The sequence below is a fragment of the Dokdonia ponticola genome, assembly GCF_042653865.1.
GTDB lineage: Bacteria > Bacteroidota > Bacteroidia > Flavobacteriales > Flavobacteriaceae > Dokdonia > Dokdonia ponticola.
Genome location: NZ_JBHSFV010000011.1, coordinates 55,894 through 72,884 on the forward strand (window position 1 = coordinate 55,894; position 16,991 = coordinate 72,884).

The window sequence follows — 16,991 nt, forward strand, 5'->3', positions numbered from 1 at the left end:
TACATCATGAATAACATTAAAATTTGCAGTAAATACGTTTTTTATCAAAATGATAACAGCGTAGCTTCTTATGATATAAAAAAAATCTTTAGAGAGCCTCTATAACAAGACATGATATGTTCTATCAAAATACTATTTTAGTATTTAAATAGTAATGCTACTTTTTAATATCTTCATACCTTGAACTAATAGATACCATCATCACATGAGTTCTAAGAAAAACTCAAAAAAGTACAGTAAAAAAGAATATAGTGATCTAGGTTTAGGTGTTAAGGAGACGTCTGGTGTATATCGCACGCTTAATAAGGATGGTACATTTAATGTCCGAAAAACAAATATTCCCTTTTTAGAACGCATCAATTTTTTCCATTCATTGGTTTCGATGCCTTGGCCTCGCTTTTTGGGGATTATCCTACTAGGATATTTTGTCATAAATACACTATTTGCCTCGATCTACATGGCTATTGGCATAGAGAATCTTACAGGCATGAAGCAAGTAGGTGGTACTTTTGAACAATTCATGGAAGCCTTTTTCTTTAGCGCACAAACCATTACCACCTTGGGATATGGGCGTGTGGCACCTTTAGGGCTTTTGGCAAATATTGTTGCCGCAACAGAATCTATGTTAGGGTTATTAGCCTTTGCACTGGCCACGGGGATGTTATATGGGCGGTTTTCAAAACCAAAAGCTACTGTGAAATTCAGTGAACACGCCGTCATAGCACCATACCATGAGATGAATGGTTTTATGTTTAGAGTCGTAAATGTGCAAGAGAATCAGTTATTGGAGGTTGAAGTAACGGTATCCATATCCTTACGCAGAGACAACTCCCAGCTCCGAGATTTCTTCAGTTTAGATTTAGAGCGATCTAAAGTCGTCTTTTTACCTTCTGTATGGACGGTGGTACATCCTATTAGCGAGACGAGTCCGTTGCATGCGTTTACCCCAGAGGATTTAGAAGAGAGAGATGCCGAATTCATTATTACCATGAAAGCTTTTGATGAGTCCTTCTCACAAACTGTCTATTCGCGAACTTCCTACAAACCTGCAGAAATCCAATGGGGACAAAAATTTGTATACCTAGTTGCCTACGAGAATGATAAAATCGCTATTGATATCGAACGACTGGATGAAACCTATGAAGCACCGTTAAACTCATAAACCTACGCTATGAAAATGTACATTCTTATTAAAGATGATGTTCCTGAAGGCTTTGCGATATTGGCAGCAGCACATGCCTCACTAGCGGCTTATTTAAAATTTAAAGAAGATCCTGATATGCAGCATTGGATATCAGGAACGTTTTATAAAGTGGTTTGTAAAGTAACTAACAAAGAGTTTCAAAAAGCAAAAACAGTTGAAGACCATGTGGTACTAACAGAGTCTGCGCTGGATCACACCGAAGTGGCAATTGCTTTTAAACCAAGAGAAGAATGGCCGAAGCCTTTTAGGTTTTATAAATTATACAGATAACTAGCTTCTTTAAATTCCCGCGGAATATTCCTATCTTTCTATCCACCTTATAACCGTAATTATTTTTATGAAAAAATATAGAAACATCCATTTCCTTTTAATACTACTTGCAAGTTTCACCATAGCGTGTGCACAACAAAAAGAACCTAAAGCTACACCTATTTTTAAAGATGGAGAGGCCCAAATAGTTCCTGCTTTTGAAGACCCAAGTAGCTGGATACGCCATGATTTATGGGTAGAAACCGATTTTAATACCGATGGTGATGACACAATGGATCGCATGCACGTGTCGGTGACACGCCCACAACAAACCGATACAGAGGGATTAAAACTACCTATCGTATACGTAACGAGTCCGTATTTTGCTGGCGTTGCCCAAGATCTTCCTGGTACTATGTGGAATGTAGAGCACGAACTTGGAAAACCGGCTAATGAAGAACGCGTACATCCAGAAGTGAAACGTAGAGGAAAGCGTCCTATTATTTCAAATTCGCATCTTAAAACATGGATTCCGAGAGGATATATCGTCGTACACTCATCATCGCCTGGAACAGGGCTTTCACAAGGAGCTCCCACGGTAGGAGGACCTAATGAATCCCTTGCACCAAAAGCCGTGATCGAATGGCTGACAGGAAAAAGAAAAGGCTATACAACCCCCGATGGAAACGAAACAGTAGACGCATTCTGGTCTACAGGAAAAGTGGGAATGACAGGAACCTCTTATAATGGTACATTGCCTCTCGCTGCAGCCACCACAGGTGTCGAAGGTCTAGAAGCGATTATTCCTATTGCGCCTAACACGTCTTACTATCACTATTACCGATCTAACGGATTGGTTCGCTCCCCAGGGGGCTATTTAGGAGAAGATATTGATGTATTGTATGACTTCATCCATAGTGGTGATGAAGCAAAACGTCCGTATAATAATAAAACCGTACGTGATACGGAGATGATAAATGGTATGGATCGAATTACAGGGGATTATAATGATTTCTGGGCAGGAAGAGATTACCTAAATCAGATGGAGCCTATGAAAGCTGCATTACTCATGTCACACGGTTTTAATGACTGGAATGTAATGCCTGAACATAGCTACCGCATTTATGCACAAGCCAAAGCGCAAGGCATTCCTTCTCAGATTTTTTATCACCAAAATGGTCACGGAGGTCCACCGCCCATGAAAATGCGTAACCGATGGTTTACTCGATACTTACACGGAATTGAAAACGGGGTCGAAAATGATGCCCGTGCGTGGATTGTACGTGAAGATGACAAAAGAGACAATCCAACTCCATATGCTGAGTACCCCAATCCTGATGCATCAGAAGTTACTTTATACTTAGGTGCCGGTGGGTCTCAAAAAGGGAATTTAAGTACAAAACAACAAAAAAGTAAAAAAGTAGAATCACTAACAGACGACTATACCATCAAAGGGGCTGATCATGCAATGGCAGAAAATTCAGCACATCGTTTGTTGTATGTAACGCCTGAGTTGACAGAAGATCTCCATATTTCAGGAATTCCAAAAATCACCGTACGAGTGGCAAGTGATCAACCAGCTGCCAATCTTTCTGTGTGGTTAGTTTCCTTGCCTTGGGAAGATGGAAAAGAAGTAAAAATCACTGATAATATTATCACCCGCGGATGGGCAGACCCAAAAAATCATAGTTCACTTCGTGAGGAAGAACCTTTGGTGCCAGGCACATTTTATGACGTTACCTTTGACCTCATGCCTGATGATCAAGTGATCAAAAAAGGGCAGCAAATCGGGTTGATGATTTTTTCGAGTGATAACGAGTTTACCTTACATCCAAAACCAGGTACACAATTGATGCTCGATCTTTCGGGAACAATGCTTTCACTTCCTGTAGTTGGTGGTGAGACCGCTTTCGCGAAAGCAATAAAATAAATAGTCCCATTTTATAGACTAGAAAAGGTACTCCTAACGAGTGCCTTTTTTTATCTGACAATTCTAAGTGTAACATGTGTGCATAAATGCCATCTTTATAGGGAATATTCTATCTATCCATCATGAAATTATCCATCCTTACGCTTTTAGTGTGCCTACTCACCCACTCCATATCCAGTCAAACTTCCTTAAAAGACATAGATTTAAAAAACGGAAAATATACCGTAGGTTTCACACATTACACCACAATCGATAGCACTCGAAGCTATATTTCAAAACCTGATATCAATGCAATCCCATCCTTCCGCCCTATTCCTGTGAGTATCTGGTATCCTTCAACTATACATTCTAAAAACAGATCACCGTTATCTGTTTTAAATTACATGGAGATTTTGAAAGAAGAGGAAGAATGGGAACACCTGCCCAACTATTTTCTCTTGGATTGGTTTTACTTTAAAAATACGCCAGAGAATCAACAACATCTTACCGAAATCACTACTGCTTTTAAAGATCTATCACCTGCAAAAGGTGCTTTTCCTGTAGTTATATATGCCCCTGGTTTTGAATTTTCATCCATAGAAAATTTTGCCTTATGCGAACTCTTAGCAAGTCACGGATATATTGTGATTGCAAGTCCTAGTCGAGGGGCTACTTCCAAACGTTATCAAAAACCAGAACGTGCCATAGAAACCCAAGCCAGAGACCTTGAATTTCTTATTAAGGAGATTTCTGATTTCCCATCAGCAGATATGAAGCATGTCGGAACAATGGGATATAGTTTTGGAGGAATCTCCAATATACTGCTGCAAATGCGCAATCCCATTATAAAAGCAAACCTAAGTCTTGATGGCACGATCCGTTATAACCCTGATCTTTTGAAATCGACGGCTTTTTATGATCTCAAAAAAGCGAACATCCCTTTTATGCATTTGGCTCAAAAAGAAATTCCGAAAGCGATTATGGAGCAAGAAAACATGCCTAACGCTCTAAATACAGATTTTACTTTTTATGATGAGTTGACAGAAAGTGACGCTTATAAAATACGTTTACACGATCTATCGCATACGTATTTTAGTACGTTAGGCGTTCTTTTTGCAGGGCGAGACCCAAAACAAGATAAGAGTGATGAGCAGATTATGGCATCTTATAAAATTGCTGCTACGTATGGTTTACAGTTTATGAATGCCTATCTCAAAAATGAGCAAGCCTCTTTAGAGTTTATAAGAAATACCCCTCAGGAAAATAAGATATCTACAGATTTGATTTCAATTGAATTAAAAAAAGCAGCAACCAAAAAGGCTTTTGAGTTTTACGACTTCTTAAAACTAGCAAAGCAACAAGCATATAAAAATATGTTGACGCTCTATAAGGATCAGAAAAGAAAACACCCTGCACTAATCATCCCAGAAGGAAATCTAAATACCCTTGGATTGCAACTCATTTTTAATCCTATAACCTCAAAAGAAGGGATTGCTGTGTATGAGTTTGCCACAATGCTGTATCCAAACTCCGCAAATCTTTATGATAGTTTGGCTGAAGGGTATGTATATTTAGAAGATACCAAAAATGCAATTCGCTATTTTGAAAAATCACTTTCCTTAGATCCAACTAATCAAAACGCCATACAACGATTAAAGGAGTTACGACCATACTAAAGTGGATACGGTATAGAACAAAAGAAGTATCTTGTAAAAAAGTATTTATCCATTATAGTATATAGTATTTATGGCTCCACAAGAAATCGTTCAAAGACAACTAGATGCCTATAACAATAGAGATATAGAAACCTTTCTCGCCATGCATGCAGCAAACGCTGAGCTATATGCTTTTGGTGAGACACTCCCTTTTGTAAAAGGACAGGAGCAAATAAGAACGACCTATGCTGAGATATTTGACACCTCTCCAAATCTCCATTCAAAACTACTCCATAGAATTGTTTTAGGGAATAAAGTCATTGATCACGAAGAAATTACTGGTCGAAAAGGAGTGGATATTTTAGAATTTATCGCAATTTATGAGGTAGATGAAACGACCATTACAAAAGCACATTTTATGAAGTAATTTAAACTTTCTACATTCAAGCGAAAATTAAGTATTTTTTTGACTGTTTGAAGGCTTTTTTGAGTTGCATAGCATCGCTACGGAAAGAAAAAAAGAAAAAAACAGCTAAAAAAGAGCAATTTTTTTAGCGAATGGAGAAAGTATAAATTACTTCTATTGCAAGTAAGTTTTAGTGGTATTTCTCAAATATTTTTAACGCCTCATTATAACTGCTTTCAAAAGACATCGCATTGATATTAGCATCTGCTTTTACAGAAGCAAAGTAAGAAACTAATTTTTCGGTAGGCATATTACCTGTCAGCTCATCTTTTGCCATCGGGCAGCCTCCAAACCCTTGAATAGCCCCATCAAAACGACGACATCCTGCTTTATAAGCAGCATCTACTTTTTCGTGCCATGTGGTGGGTGTGGTGTGTAAATGTGCGCCAAACTCTATGGTTGGGTATTTAGGAATGAGATTAGAAAATAGATAGTTAATATTTTCAGGATTAGACGTTCCTACAGTATCCGATAAGGAGAGAATATTCACACCCATATCACTTAACTTTTCTGTCCACTCCCCGACAATATCTACATTCCACGGGTCTCCGTACGGATTTCCGAATCCCATGGAAATATACACCACCACTTCTTTATCGTTACCATGTGCAAGATCTAAAATCTCTTTCAGTACCTCAACCGACTCTGCGATGGTTTTGTGTGTATTACGCATCTGGAAGTTTTCAGAAATCGAAAAAGGATAGCCTAGATAATCAACCATCTCGTGGGTGACCGCATCGGTGGCGCCACGTACATTCGCTATAATGGTAAGCAGTTTACTATCAGTTTTAGAAAGATCTAGACTGTGTAATACCTCGGCCGAGTCAACCATCTGCGGAATGGCTTTTGGGGACACAAAACTCCCCACGTCTATGGTATCAAAACCACAGCGCAACAACGACTGTATGTATTGTACTTTTGCTTCGGTCGGAATCCAATCTTTAATTCCTTGCATCGCGTCACGAGGACATTCTATGATCTTTACCTTGGTTTTCACTATGTAAAAATAGTGTTAATTACGCTTTCGAGGAACTTTGTGACGAAGAAGTTTATGCTGAATATCGTTGAAGTACGAAAGCTAAACCAGAATGAAAATCGCAATGCCTATAAAAACGATAATCTGTACCCATTTAAGGACAATACCTATTCGATTGCTTTTTTTAAGATATCCTGATATACTGCCTGCCAACACCGCAATTCCACCAAAAATGATGAAGGATTCTATCATAAACAAAATGCCTAAGACATAGAACTGAAACACGGTATTGCCTTCTGGTTCCCATAAAAATCCAGGAAAGAACGCTAGAAAGAAAATAGTGACTTTGGGATTGAGGATATTCATCAACACGCCTTGCTTGAATAAACTCATGTAACTCTTTTTGGGAGCTCCTTCTGTAAGCGATACTGTACCATCACTTTTAAACACTTTATACGCCAAAAATAAAAGGTACGCGGCACCCAATACTTTGATGCTAAAAAACACCGTAGGAGACGTCGCAATAATCGCTGAAACGCCAAAGGCTACTAGCGTAGTATGTACGATACACCCTGAGATGAGTCCTGCGGTAGTCGCCAATCCAGAAGCACGCCCATTCACCACACTTTGTGTCAATACATAGATATTGTCGGGTCCTGGAGAAAACGCTAATAACGCTGTTGCTCCCAAAAAGGCAAGCATAGATTCTAGCATGGACGACAGGATTTCATGAGGTTTTGTTTTGTCGTAAAAATAAGTAAATATCTTCTAAACAATCCTACGAGCCATTCAAAGGAATCTAATTTTCCATTTTACGAAGTAAGCTCCTAGTTTAGTATAACTTATGATTCCTTTACATTTTAAATCAATTAAAAAACTGTTAGATTTGTAATAAATACATGGAATATATAGGACATATATCCTATATTCCATTGTTGACAACAATATGAAAAACACATTATTACTTCTTATAATAATCCAACTTTATTCCTGTAAATCGGAACCTAAAAACCTATTAGAAAGCGAAAGAGGACAAAACCCGACGGAACTGAATGTTAAAAAAATTGAAAATAAAATTTCAAAACCAATATCTGAAACTGACTCAAAAACAGAATTTGATATTGGATATATTAAATCAAAAACTTCGCCTTTATCCAAAACAATAGACATTGAGAAAATCGATGTTAAAAATTTAGAAAAAATACCTGAAGATTTTATTACAAGATATATAACACCTCATAAAATTGAAATCGGATATCCTGAAAATCTTCACGCTGATTTTCCAGAAGCTTATGCTTTTAATGAATTTAAAGAATATGAGAATTTTTATTTATATACATTCACATATGACGACGAAAGTTGTTGCAGAACACTTTATGCAGTTACAGCGGAAAAAGACAATTTAAAGCCAATAAGCATTAGTGTTATAGGCTATGAAGGTGGAGACGGAGGATGGATTGGAAAAAAATACGGAAAGTGGTTTAGCGACTTTAGAATAGAAAATACCGATATTTCCAATTACGACGAAGAATCGGCTGAACAAAATAAAGAAACTGAAATTGACACAACATGGTCTGAAATACAATTAAACAAAAAAGGAGTTTTTAAATATATAGAACACCACAAGGTTAAATATATAGGAAATAAGCAAGTGGAATAATTACTATTGCCAGTCGAGTAGGAAAAGGGGAATCTCACCCCTAATCCTCTCACACCACCGTATCCTTCGGCTATCGCTCAGGACAGGCCAAGCGATTCTCGTATACGGCGGTTAGCAATCCATCTTTTCAATCGCTCTTTACACCCATCAAAAGGAGTCCCTAATGTATCAAAGGACTACAGACTTCTTTGGGAATTGGTCACCCAATAACAGAAATCAATGCTCCCTTTAGTATTTCGCAAAGGATTACTTTCGGTCCTAACCTCACGGTTAGCTACCTTGCAACTTACTAATGGTTCAAATAGTCTGTCCTGAGCGATAGTCGAAGGATCACCCCTGCCCAAAAGGAACTTACACCTTCTAAATGAATTAGTTATCTTTCGATACATAAAAGACGCCCATGCTGGGCACACACAATGTATAAAAAACATAGGGCTTTTGTCTTAACTCCAAAATTCTGTGTTTATTTACATAGTCCACTAAATATAAAATTTGGCGTTTATAGTAGAAAAAATAAAAGCAAAATATTTATATTTAGCTAAGTAATTAATCGAAACGAAAGTGCTTATCACCTGCCCTACGTTTCTTATACTGAACGTTAGCAACTATATACTTATGAACAACGAAACTCCTGAACATGCTGGATTTACAGATCGATTCCTAGCAAGTATTATTGATTCAATAATTATTGGGGGGCTGTCATTCGCAATAAATCAATTAAACTTTACTACTTTCAAAAGTTTTGGGGTTTATCTCATTTTCGCACTGATTGGAATGGCATACAAACCATACTTCGAATCTAGATATAAAGCTACTTTAGGTAAAATGGTGATGAAAATGGAGGTTACAGATTTGAACTATAACTACATTGATTTTAATAAATCAATAATGAGAAGTTTGATATTAATTGTCCCAGCAATTGCCTATATCATAATTCATTTTTTCGCATTCAATAATCCCTATGTACTTGATTCGAACGGAGTCATTGATTTCGGAACAAAAATGGGTGAAGAATATCCTTTTCTAACACTTATTGCAACTGTCTTGTCATATGCAACCTTAGTTGATGTAATCGTCTATCTCGTTGACTTGAATAAACAGCAAAGATCACTGAAAGATTTTATAGCGAAAACATATGTGATTAAGAAGGAAAAATAAATACTGTTGTCAACAACGGTACCCATTCCACACCTCCAAAATCCTGATAAAAACGACAAATTCTACCCCTCTCTCCCGAGACTTTTTTTTATGCCATCCGATATTCAGGTCTGATTTTTAAAAACTAATACATCAAAGTGTATAAACTTACAAAACCAAGAAATTCATTCTTAGAAGCAATAACTACCACTGACGTTCTTTCCACGTCAAATACAATCCTAAAAGCAATAAGACACCTGCAGCACCTACTTTTACGATCTGTGGGATAAAGGTCGCCACATCCGGTTTTAATGAAAAAAGCAATACCATAACAGAAGCAAGAAGGACTTTATGAGAATTTCGCATGGTAGATGATGATAAGGTGTTTTTAATGATTTGTTTAGCTACAAGAGTTAATCGAAAAAAAGGCTCAACATTACAAAACGGCTTCGATTTTTTAAAATGATTATTAAGAACGCTTCAAAAGCGCCTTATTAATATCCCTAATCAAACTAGGGCCTTCATAAATAAACCCTGTGTATAATTGGATAAGACTGGCACCTGCATCCAATTTATCCAATGCATCCTGTACCGAGTGAATACCGCCAACACCAATAATGGGAAAGGAGTTGTTACTCTTTTCAGATAAGTAGCGAATTACGCGGGTAGATTTTTCCGTGATGGGTTTTCCGCTGAGACCACCATTTCCGATTTCGTCTAAGCGTTCTTTTGAGGCTTTTAAGCCTTCTCTAGACACAGACGTATTACTCGCAATCACCCCATCTAGGTTGGTTTCTTGTACCAACTCCACAATCTCATCCAGTTGTTGGTCATTCAGATCGGGTGCGATTTTTAAGACAATCGGTCGTTGTACCTCGTAGGTATTGTTGGCGGCCTGTACTGCCTGAATCAACTCCACTAAATACTCTTTATCGTTCAGTTTTGCGTGGCTCGATACATTAGGACAGCTCACATTCAGCACAAAATAATTAACATATGGGTGCAGTGCATGAAAACACCTTAGGTAATCGTCTGTATAATCTTCAGGTTTAGTAGCCGTATTCTTCCCTATGTTCCCTCCAATCAGGATGTTTTTATTGGATTTTAATCGTTCTGCAGCCGCATCCACGCCACCATTATTGAAACCCATGCGGTTGATAATTCCTTGATCACTTTTCAATCGGAACAACCGTTTTTTAGGATTTCCCACTTGTGCTTCGGGCGTAACCGTTCCAATTTCAATAAAACCAAACCCTACATTATCTAGCTCTTTGTACAACTTAGCATCTTTATCAAAACCTGCCGCAAGTCCGACAGGGTTCTTAAATTTAAGTCCAAAAACCGTGCGTTCTAATCGTTTATCATTGACTTGCCACAAACTTCTAAAAAGCCCTCCAAACCCTAATTTGGTCATATTCCGAATCAGCGAAAAGGTGAAATAGTGAACTTTTTCAGGGTCAAATAAAAAAAGAATGGGTCTGACAAGAAGTTTGTACATAATCGTTTGTGATCTTGAGTGCAAAAGTAATTGAAAATCGGTAATTTTATGCTTTCGCGAAAGCGGAAAAAAAATCAATCTCATTTATGACAAAATTATACGTCTTTCTATTGGTATTCTTCTCTCTGTGTACAGCGAGCATAGCACAATCTAACCAAGCGATTCCCACCTTAGAAACAGCACCTTTTACCATAGGTGAAACACGTACATTTCATTCGGCTATTTTAGAAGAAAACAGAACCATTAATGTGTACTTACCGCTATCATACGACACAAAAAAGGATACCTCCTACCCTGTGATCTATTTGCTAGATGGTAGTAAAAACGAAGATTTTATACACGTAGCAGGAATTGTGCAATTTGGAAACTTCCCGTGGATCAATATGTTACCCGAATCGATTGTTGTTGGGATCAGTAATATAGACAGAAAACGAGATTTCACCTACCCAACCACCAATGCAAAAGACAAGGAAGATTTTCCTACCACGGGTGGTTCTGAAGCGTTTATTTCCTTTTTAAAAAACGAACTACAGCCGTATGTCACCAATACCTATCGGGTGACAAAAGAGCGTACCTTGATCGGACAATCGCTAGGTGGATTGCTCGCTACCGAAATTCTGTGGACACAACCCAGCCTTTTCTCCAACTACATCATCGTGAGTCCTAGTTTATGGTGGGATGACAACTCATTACTTCCTAGAGCGCGTGTAGCAACCAAAACACCCACAAAAGTGTATGTTGCCGTGGGAAAAGAAGGCCCGTATATGGAAAGTGCTGCCTTTAGTTTGATCGGTGCTTTAAAAGAAGACAGAACTATCATTTCGACTTTCACCTACTTTGACGGACAGGATCATTCAAATATTCTGCATAAGGCCGTTTATGAAGCTTTTCTGAATTTTTATTCCCCGAAAGAAGAAAGTGGGAAGTGAGAAGTGGGAAGTGGGAAGTTAGGTGTGGGATGCTGGGTACTGGGTGCTGGGTGCTAAATACTGGATGCTGGATGCTGGATGTTTTGAAGTGAAAAGTGGGAAGTTGGATTTTAAAAATTGTCAGTCTGAGCTTGTCGAAGACATTGCTGTAAAATGCTGGAAGTGGGATGCTGGGTGCTGGGTGCTGGATGCTGATATTAAAATTTGAGATTTTCACAAATAGAGTCGTGTTCTATTTTTAACAACAATTAGAGTAATACTCTATTTTTAGATTTGGGATTTGGGATTTGGGATTTGGGATTAGAAAGTAGAAAGCAAGGCGATTGAGTGATTTGATTTCGCCGAAAGGCAGAAAGGAAATTGTATCGAAATCCCAGCTTGTGATTTTAAAATATAGAAAGAAAGAAAAAATAACATGAGATTTCCGCTGGATTTTACCCTGAGTGTCATGCTGTGGCATGAGAATAGAAATTATGAATAGTGAAGATAGGATGAGATTTCCGTCGGAATTTACCCTGAGTGTCATGCTGTGGTATAAGAATAGAAATTATGAATAGTGAAGATAGGATGAGATTTCCGCCTTCACGGAAATAAAAGAATATGATAGACAAACAAAGATTGATAGACCGTTTTATAAGTTATGTAACCATCGATACCGAAAGCGACCCAAATAGTGACACCACACCTAGTTCTGAAAAACAATGGGATCTCGCTCGTAAGCTAGCAGACGAGTTAGAAGCGATGGGAATGACTGATGTAACGATAGATGAGAATGCATACATCATGGCAACACTGCCTTCTAATGTATCGCATCACGTTCCAACCATTGGCTTTATATCTCATTTTGATACCACACCCGATTTTACAGGAAAAGATGTAAAACCACAGATCATAGAAAACTATGATGGAGGTGATATTGTACTAAATGAAGCACAAAATATTGTCTTATCACCTACCTACTTTGATGACCTTCTCCAATACAAAGGACAAACTATTATCACCACCGATGGTACGACCCTCTTAGGTGCCGATGACAAGGCAGGAATTACAGAAATTATGGAGGCAATGCAGTATTTATTAGCGCATCCAGAAATTAAACATGGGCCTATACGCGTGGGCTTTACCCCCGATGAAGAAATAGGGAGAGGTGCACATAAATTTGATGTAGAAAAATTTGCTGCCGATTGGGCATATACCATGGACGGAAGTCAGATAGGCGAATTAGAATATGAGAACTTTAATGCGGCTGGCGCGGTGGTGACTATAGAAGGTAAAATTGTACATCCTGGCTATGCCAAAGGGAAAATGGTGAATAGTATGTATATCGCTACCGATTACATCAACGCATTACCACGATTAGAAACTCCCGAGCATACCGAAAATCGTGAAGGTTTTTTTCATTTATATAGTATTGAAGGAGGCGTCGATAGTACAAAGCTAGAATACATTATCCGAGATCATGACAAGGACCATTTTGAAGCCCGTAAGGAAATGATGGTCAAACTAGCCAACGAATTGAATACACAATTAGGAAAAGAATTAATTACCATAGTGATCAAAGATCAATATTATAATATGCGTGAAAAAGTAGTACCTGTCATGCACATTGTAGACATTGCCGAAGAAGCTATGAAAGCTTTAGATATTCAACCACTAATTAAACCGATACGTGGTGGGACAGATGGTTCTCAACTTTCGTATATGGGACTCCCCTGCCCTAACATCTTTGCAGGTGGTCATAACTTTCATGGAAGGTATGAATATGTACCTGTAGAAAGTATGATGCGCGCCGTAGAAGTCATTGTAAAAATCACTGAAATTACAGCACAAAGAGCACAATAGTTTATTGCTTATAGTTCCCTTACAAACAACATAGTACTTAATAAAATCCTCTTATATTTTTAAGCGAAAAAAAGCTCAAAAATATAAGGGGATTTTTTGGATATAATTTTTGATATAATAGAATTTAAAACAAACATAAATCATAACAATTTGATTTTAGGCATCCTAAATATAAACACACACCATTCATCGTTAACGATACGTTAATTAAGTTATAACGAAGCAACCTTTTACACCTTTGCGACTCTATACTGTATAACAATAAACTACATTCACAAAAGATAGTCAATATCACTCATAATAGAAACGTGGTCAACAACTATCTCTAACAACAAATCCTATGAGAAAATTAACAACAATGGTATGCCTAGTAATTTCTGTAATAACGTTTGCGCAAGAAAATCCAGATGATCAACCTGTAAACTTGAATGAAATCAATAACAAAAAACATGAAATAAAAATTGATGCTATAGAAGGGCTGGCTGTACCCGCTTTAGATATTAGTTACGAGTATGTATTGAGTAGATATTCTGGTGTTGGAGGTGCTATCAATATTAATCTTGATGGAAATAATTCTGACATAGATCAAAACTTTGCATTGACAGGATTTTACAGACAATATTTCTTCAATAAGAAAGATTATGGAGCTAGGGGATTTTTCGCTGAGGGCTTACTACAGTATGCAAATGGCGAATCTAATGATACGCGTATTCTAGAGACTCCTGGTCCAAATGGAGAAGTTCTTTTTGAAGCGGTCAATCAGGACTGGAACAGATTTGGTATCGGATTTGCTATTGGACAAAAATGGGTGAGTAGAAATGGGTTTGTCTTAGAACTTTCTCTAGGAGCTGGGCGTTATCTCGGGAACACTAATGATGATGAAAGTTTTAATAATGACCCAGAGGGCTTTTTTAGAGGCGGAGTATCTGTAGGATATCGTTTCTAGATACTAAAACTACCTAGGGATAAACCTAAAAAAGTATATTTTGAGAAAAATAATTTGATGCCTGGGTAAGCCTAGGAGTATTTAATCTCGACTATCGAATAAAACTAAAAAGAGGCTGACTTGAAAAAGGCAGTCTCTTTTTGTATGTAAAACAAACATCTTTTACATGGGTTCGCAACTTGTAATAAGACATGCATACCCTCTAGGGCAATCACGATTAGTAGCACAAACTGGAGGACATCCACCTGTAATAGTTTTTTTCTCTGATGCATTTAATTCAGCGCCTAATTTTGAAATTGTTTTTAACATAATTAAAAGTTTTATGATGATCTTAAAGCTACGTATTATTTATTTATAAAATTGAAAATCAGATAGATATATTTGAAAAAATAAATTTGACGCAGTAATTCCTCTCAAGTAACTTTTAAACTTGAACACAAATACGTGCCACAAAGTTTGATTATCTCGATAAAAATCCTGAGAACAAACCTAAAATATAGTACTACGCTATTGTATACCAAAATCACAGATGGGCAGCAATGGAGAGGGGTGTCGAATTATCCGCAAGAAGAGATCCTTACTTTAGTAACAATGATTTTCCTCAAGACGAATTTTTAGAGGAGGTATATCCGTAAGACATCCTTTTTAAGAACACCTATTGTATTTTGAAAAACTGTTCATAAATGGGTAGCTTTTTTTAATCCGAATAACAGAACAAAATGAACCTTGCAAAACGTAAAAAAAGACCTCTTTTGAGTTTCTTAACTGTAAAATTGTGTAGTTCATCGATAAAAAATGATTGCTATTTTCTCGACGAATCGACAAACGACACTATTTTTCTTTATAAATGTTAAAATATTGCGTATTTGATCGAAAAAAATAGTGCTTTCGTCGTTGGCTTTGGGATTCTCTTTAAATTTATATCACCCAAATCAACAAGATTATATGAAAACTTTTACAATTCTAGTCTTTTCTATGTTATTATCTTTTGGTGCGATTGCTCAAATCACACCAACTGAAAAACAAGCTTTAGTTGATCTTTATACACAAACCAATGGAGACGCTTGGACTCAATCTTGGGATCTTACAAAATCTCCTACATCGTGGAAAGGTGTTGTCATTTTAAATGATAAAGTTATTGCTTTAACACTGACTGATAATAACCTCACAGGAACATTACCTGAAAGTATCGGGAACTTAGCAAACTTAAAAGTTTTAAATCTCCACAAAAATAACATTGAAGGAACGATTCCAAAATCAATCACTTCTATCAAAGGATTAAAAACATTAAACATCTCTTTCAATAAATTACAAGGCACACTCCCAACAAACTTAACAGATCTTGCAGGTTTGGAGTATTTAGATTTATTTTTTAATAATCTAAGCGGGACGTTACCAGAAAACCTAGGAACGTTAACGAATCTTAGAAGACTAAGTTTATACAGTAATAACTTTGAAGGTGAGATTCCTTCTTCTATAGAGAACTTAACTAAACTACGCGATATCCAAATAAGCAGTAATAATTTTGAGGGTGAATTACCTGTAGGGATTGCTTCTTTAACTTCTCTAAAGAGGTTAAGTATTTTTGACAATAATTTTTCTGGAGATTTTCCAGAAGTTATCAATACACTAGATCTTCAAGAATTAGCGTATCAGAACAATAAATTCAGTGTAGCTTCAACAGTTGCTATAAGCGATAAATAAAATATAAGCATATTAGCCTAGCGGCTAATATTTACCCCAAATCTGTATTAGATTTAGTTAAGAGCCTCTTTATAGAGGCTTTTTCTATTATATATAATAATGATGATTATAATTATATTTCTAGGCTTCCTTTCCCTTCACGTATAAGGATAGGCTCGCCACTGGTAAGATCAATAACGGTAGAAGGCGTATTATCTCCATATCCACCATCAACTACAACGTCAACGAGGTCGCCCCATTTTTCATAAATAAGTTCAGGATCGGTCATATACTCAATCACCTCATCTTCATCATAAATAGACGTAGACACGATTGGATTTCCTAAAACATCAATAATGGTTGTAGTAATTAAGTTATCAGGCACTCGGATGCCCACTTCTTTTTTCTTTTTAAAAACGGTAGGTAAGTTATTATTTCCTGGTAATATAAAAGTATATGGACCAGGTAATGCTCGTTTAAGAAGTTTAAACGTAGCCGTATCAATTTGTTTTACATAATCCGAAAGATTACTCAAATCTTTGCACACAAAAGAGAAGTTAGCCTTTGCGAGTTTGACGCCTTTAATTTTAGCAACACGCTCCAAAGCCCTGTTATTGGTAATATCACAGCCCAAGGCATATACCGTATCACTTGGGTAAATAATCAATCCACCTGCTTTGACAATAGACACAATGCGCGCTATATCCTTCGGATTTGGATTCTCTTCATATATTTTGATAAATTCTGCCATATAGCTCTATAAGAACACCCTAAAGTTATGAAAAAAGTAGTCCGCTTTCGCGAAAGCGTATAAAACATCACAAAAAAATATAACAA

General features: G+C 37.1%; 17 protein-coding genes. 12 read left to right on the top strand and 5 right to left on the bottom strand.

Annotated features, from left to right (window positions below):
• The first annotated feature begins 205 nt into the window (after positions 1–205).
• From ACFO3O_RS16665 to ACFO3O_RS16685, 5 genes are all read left to right on the top strand, one after another.
• On the top strand, positions 206–1,162 hold the full coding sequence (locus tag ACFO3O_RS16665) for an ion channel (protein ID WP_379980884.1): 957 nt from the start codon (positions 206–208) through the stop codon (positions 1,160–1,162).
• Positions 1,163–1,171: 9 nt separating this feature from the next.
• Positions 1,172–1,474, top strand: coding sequence for a peptidyl-tRNA hydrolase (locus ACFO3O_RS16670; RefSeq protein WP_379980886.1), 303 nt, complete (start codon positions 1,172–1,174; stop codon positions 1,472–1,474).
• A gap of 67 nt (positions 1,475–1,541) precedes the next feature.
• A complete protein-coding gene (locus ACFO3O_RS16675; RefSeq protein ID WP_379980888.1) occupies positions 1,542–3,383 on the top strand; it encodes a Xaa-Pro dipeptidyl-peptidase in 1,842 nt (613 codons plus the stop codon).
• Between the two features lie 122 nt (positions 3,384–3,505).
• The gene (locus ACFO3O_RS16680) at positions 3,506–5,038 is read left to right on the top strand and encodes an alpha/beta hydrolase (RefSeq protein ID WP_379980890.1); all 1,533 of its coding nucleotides are present in this window, start codon (positions 3,506–3,508) and stop codon (positions 5,036–5,038) included.
• 70 nt (positions 5,039–5,108) lie between these two features.
• Positions 5,109–5,444 carry a nuclear transport factor 2 family protein gene (locus ACFO3O_RS16685; RefSeq protein WP_379980892.1) on the top strand — a complete coding sequence of 112 codons (336 nt, stop codon included), beginning with the start codon at positions 5,109–5,111 and terminating at the stop codon, positions 5,442–5,444.
• A gap of 169 nt (positions 5,445–5,613) precedes the next feature.
• On the opposite strand, the gene ACFO3O_RS16690 is transcribed toward ACFO3O_RS16685, so the two are convergent.
• Together ACFO3O_RS16690 and ACFO3O_RS16695 are read right to left on the bottom strand one after the other, a co-directional pair.
• On the bottom strand, positions 5,614–6,438 hold the full coding sequence (locus ACFO3O_RS16690) for a hydroxymethylglutaryl-CoA lyase (RefSeq protein ID WP_379981137.1): 825 nt from the start codon (positions 6,436–6,438) through the stop codon (positions 5,614–5,616).
• 123 nt (positions 6,439–6,561) lie between these two features.
• Positions 6,562–7,173: a LysE family translocator gene (locus ACFO3O_RS16695; RefSeq protein ID WP_379980894.1), complete on the bottom strand. Its 612-nt coding sequence runs from the start codon at positions 7,171–7,173 to the stop codon at positions 6,562–6,564.
• Between the two features lie 232 nt (positions 7,174–7,405).
• On the opposite strand from ACFO3O_RS16695, the gene ACFO3O_RS16700 reads away from it, so the two are divergent.
• Positions 7,406–8,119, top strand: a complete 714-nt coding sequence (locus ACFO3O_RS16700) for a hypothetical protein (RefSeq protein ID WP_379980896.1) — start codon at positions 7,406–7,408, stop codon at positions 8,117–8,119.
• 615 nt (positions 8,120–8,734) lie between these two features.
• A complete protein-coding gene (locus tag ACFO3O_RS16705) occupies positions 8,735–9,277 on the top strand; it encodes an RDD family protein (RefSeq protein ID WP_379980898.1) in 543 nt (180 codons plus the stop codon).
• A gap of 183 nt (positions 9,278–9,460) precedes the next feature.
• Here the strand turns inward: ACFO3O_RS16705 and ACFO3O_RS16710 are convergent, their stop codons facing one another.
• Together ACFO3O_RS16710 and ACFO3O_RS16715 are read right to left on the bottom strand one after the other, a co-directional pair.
• Positions 9,461–9,622 carry a hypothetical protein gene (locus ACFO3O_RS16710; RefSeq protein ID WP_379980900.1) on the bottom strand — a complete coding sequence of 54 codons (162 nt, stop codon included), beginning with the start codon at positions 9,620–9,622 and terminating at the stop codon, positions 9,461–9,463.
• A gap of 103 nt (positions 9,623–9,725) precedes the next feature.
• Positions 9,726–10,754: a quinone-dependent dihydroorotate dehydrogenase gene (locus tag ACFO3O_RS16715; RefSeq protein ID WP_379981139.1), complete on the bottom strand. Its 1,029-nt coding sequence runs from the start codon at positions 10,752–10,754 to the stop codon at positions 9,726–9,728.
• Between the two features lie 86 nt (positions 10,755–10,840).
• On the opposite strand from ACFO3O_RS16715, the gene ACFO3O_RS16720 reads away from it, so the two are divergent.
• The 5 genes from ACFO3O_RS16720 to ACFO3O_RS16740 all read left to right on the top strand — a co-directional run bounded on the left by ACFO3O_RS16720 (position 10,841) and on the right by ACFO3O_RS16740 (position 16,175).
• Positions 10,841–11,683 carry an alpha/beta hydrolase gene (locus tag ACFO3O_RS16720; RefSeq protein ID WP_379980902.1) on the top strand — a complete coding sequence of 281 codons (843 nt, stop codon included), beginning with the start codon at positions 10,841–10,843 and terminating at the stop codon, positions 11,681–11,683.
• Positions 11,684–12,283: 600 nt separating this feature from the next.
• On the top strand, positions 12,284–13,525 hold the full coding sequence (gene pepT, locus ACFO3O_RS16725) for a peptidase T (protein ID WP_379980904.1): 1,242 nt from the start codon (positions 12,284–12,286) through the stop codon (positions 13,523–13,525).
• Between the two features lie 340 nt (positions 13,526–13,865).
• Positions 13,866–14,471: a hypothetical protein gene (locus ACFO3O_RS16730; RefSeq protein WP_379980906.1), complete on the top strand. Its 606-nt coding sequence runs from the start codon at positions 13,866–13,868 to the stop codon at positions 14,469–14,471.
• Positions 14,472–14,637: 166 nt separating this feature from the next.
• On the top strand, positions 14,638–14,829 hold the full coding sequence (locus ACFO3O_RS16735) for a hypothetical protein (protein WP_379980908.1): 192 nt from the start codon (positions 14,638–14,640) through the stop codon (positions 14,827–14,829).
• Positions 14,830–15,416: 587 nt separating this feature from the next.
• A complete protein-coding gene (locus tag ACFO3O_RS16740; RefSeq protein ID WP_379980910.1) occupies positions 15,417–16,175 on the top strand; it encodes a leucine-rich repeat domain-containing protein in 759 nt (252 codons plus the stop codon).
• A gap of 112 nt (positions 16,176–16,287) precedes the next feature.
• On the opposite strand, the gene ACFO3O_RS16745 is transcribed toward ACFO3O_RS16740, so the two are convergent.
• The gene (locus ACFO3O_RS16745; RefSeq protein ID WP_379980912.1) at positions 16,288–16,905 is read right to left on the bottom strand and encodes an L-threonylcarbamoyladenylate synthase; all 618 of its coding nucleotides are present in this window, start codon (positions 16,903–16,905) and stop codon (positions 16,288–16,290) included.
• Positions 16,906–16,991 lie beyond the last annotated feature (86 nt).

Excerpts from the sequence above, each read along its gene's own strand:
- ACFO3O_RS16730 (WP_379980906.1), top strand. The coding sequence starts at position 13,866 with ATGAGAAAATTAACAACAATGGTATGCCTAGTAATTTCTGTAATAACG.
- ACFO3O_RS16745 (WP_379980912.1), bottom strand. The coding sequence starts at position 16,905 with ATGGCAGAATTTATCAAAATATATGAAGAGAATCCAAATCCGAAGGAT.
- ACFO3O_RS16705 (WP_379980898.1), top strand. The coding sequence starts at position 8,735 with ATGAACAACGAAACTCCTGAACATGCTGGATTTACAGATCGATTCCTA.
- pepT (WP_379980904.1), top strand. The coding sequence starts at position 12,284 with ATGATAGACAAACAAAGATTGATAGACCGTTTTATAAGTTATGTAACC.
- ACFO3O_RS16710 (WP_379980900.1), bottom strand. The coding sequence starts at position 9,622 with ATGCGAAATTCTCATAAAGTCCTTCTTGCTTCTGTTATGGTATTGCTT.
- ACFO3O_RS16680 (WP_379980890.1), top strand. The coding sequence starts at position 3,506 with ATGAAATTATCCATCCTTACGCTTTTAGTGTGCCTACTCACCCACTCC.
- ACFO3O_RS16740 (WP_379980910.1), top strand. The coding sequence starts at position 15,417 with ATGAAAACTTTTACAATTCTAGTCTTTTCTATGTTATTATCTTTTGGT.
- ACFO3O_RS16720 (WP_379980902.1), top strand. The coding sequence starts at position 10,841 with ATGACAAAATTATACGTCTTTCTATTGGTATTCTTCTCTCTGTGTACA.
- ACFO3O_RS16690 (WP_379981137.1), bottom strand. The coding sequence starts at position 6,438 with ATGCAAGGAATTAAAGATTGGATTCCGACCGAAGCAAAAGTACAATAC.
- ACFO3O_RS16670 (WP_379980886.1), top strand. The coding sequence starts at position 1,172 with ATGAAAATGTACATTCTTATTAAAGATGATGTTCCTGAAGGCTTTGCG.
- ACFO3O_RS16735 (WP_379980908.1), top strand. The coding sequence starts at position 14,638 with ATGGGTTCGCAACTTGTAATAAGACATGCATACCCTCTAGGGCAATCA.
- ACFO3O_RS16675 (WP_379980888.1), top strand. The coding sequence starts at position 1,542 with ATGAAAAAATATAGAAACATCCATTTCCTTTTAATACTACTTGCAAGT.
- ACFO3O_RS16715 (WP_379981139.1), bottom strand. The coding sequence starts at position 10,754 with ATGTACAAACTTCTTGTCAGACCCATTCTTTTTTTATTTGACCCTGAA.
- ACFO3O_RS16665 (WP_379980884.1), top strand. The coding sequence starts at position 206 with ATGAGTTCTAAGAAAAACTCAAAAAAGTACAGTAAAAAAGAATATAGT.
- ACFO3O_RS16700 (WP_379980896.1), top strand. The coding sequence starts at position 7,406 with ATGAAAAACACATTATTACTTCTTATAATAATCCAACTTTATTCCTGT.
- ACFO3O_RS16685 (WP_379980892.1), top strand. The coding sequence starts at position 5,109 with ATGGCTCCACAAGAAATCGTTCAAAGACAACTAGATGCCTATAACAAT.
- ACFO3O_RS16695 (WP_379980894.1), bottom strand. The coding sequence starts at position 7,173 with ATGCTAGAATCTATGCTTGCCTTTTTGGGAGCAACAGCGTTATTAGCG.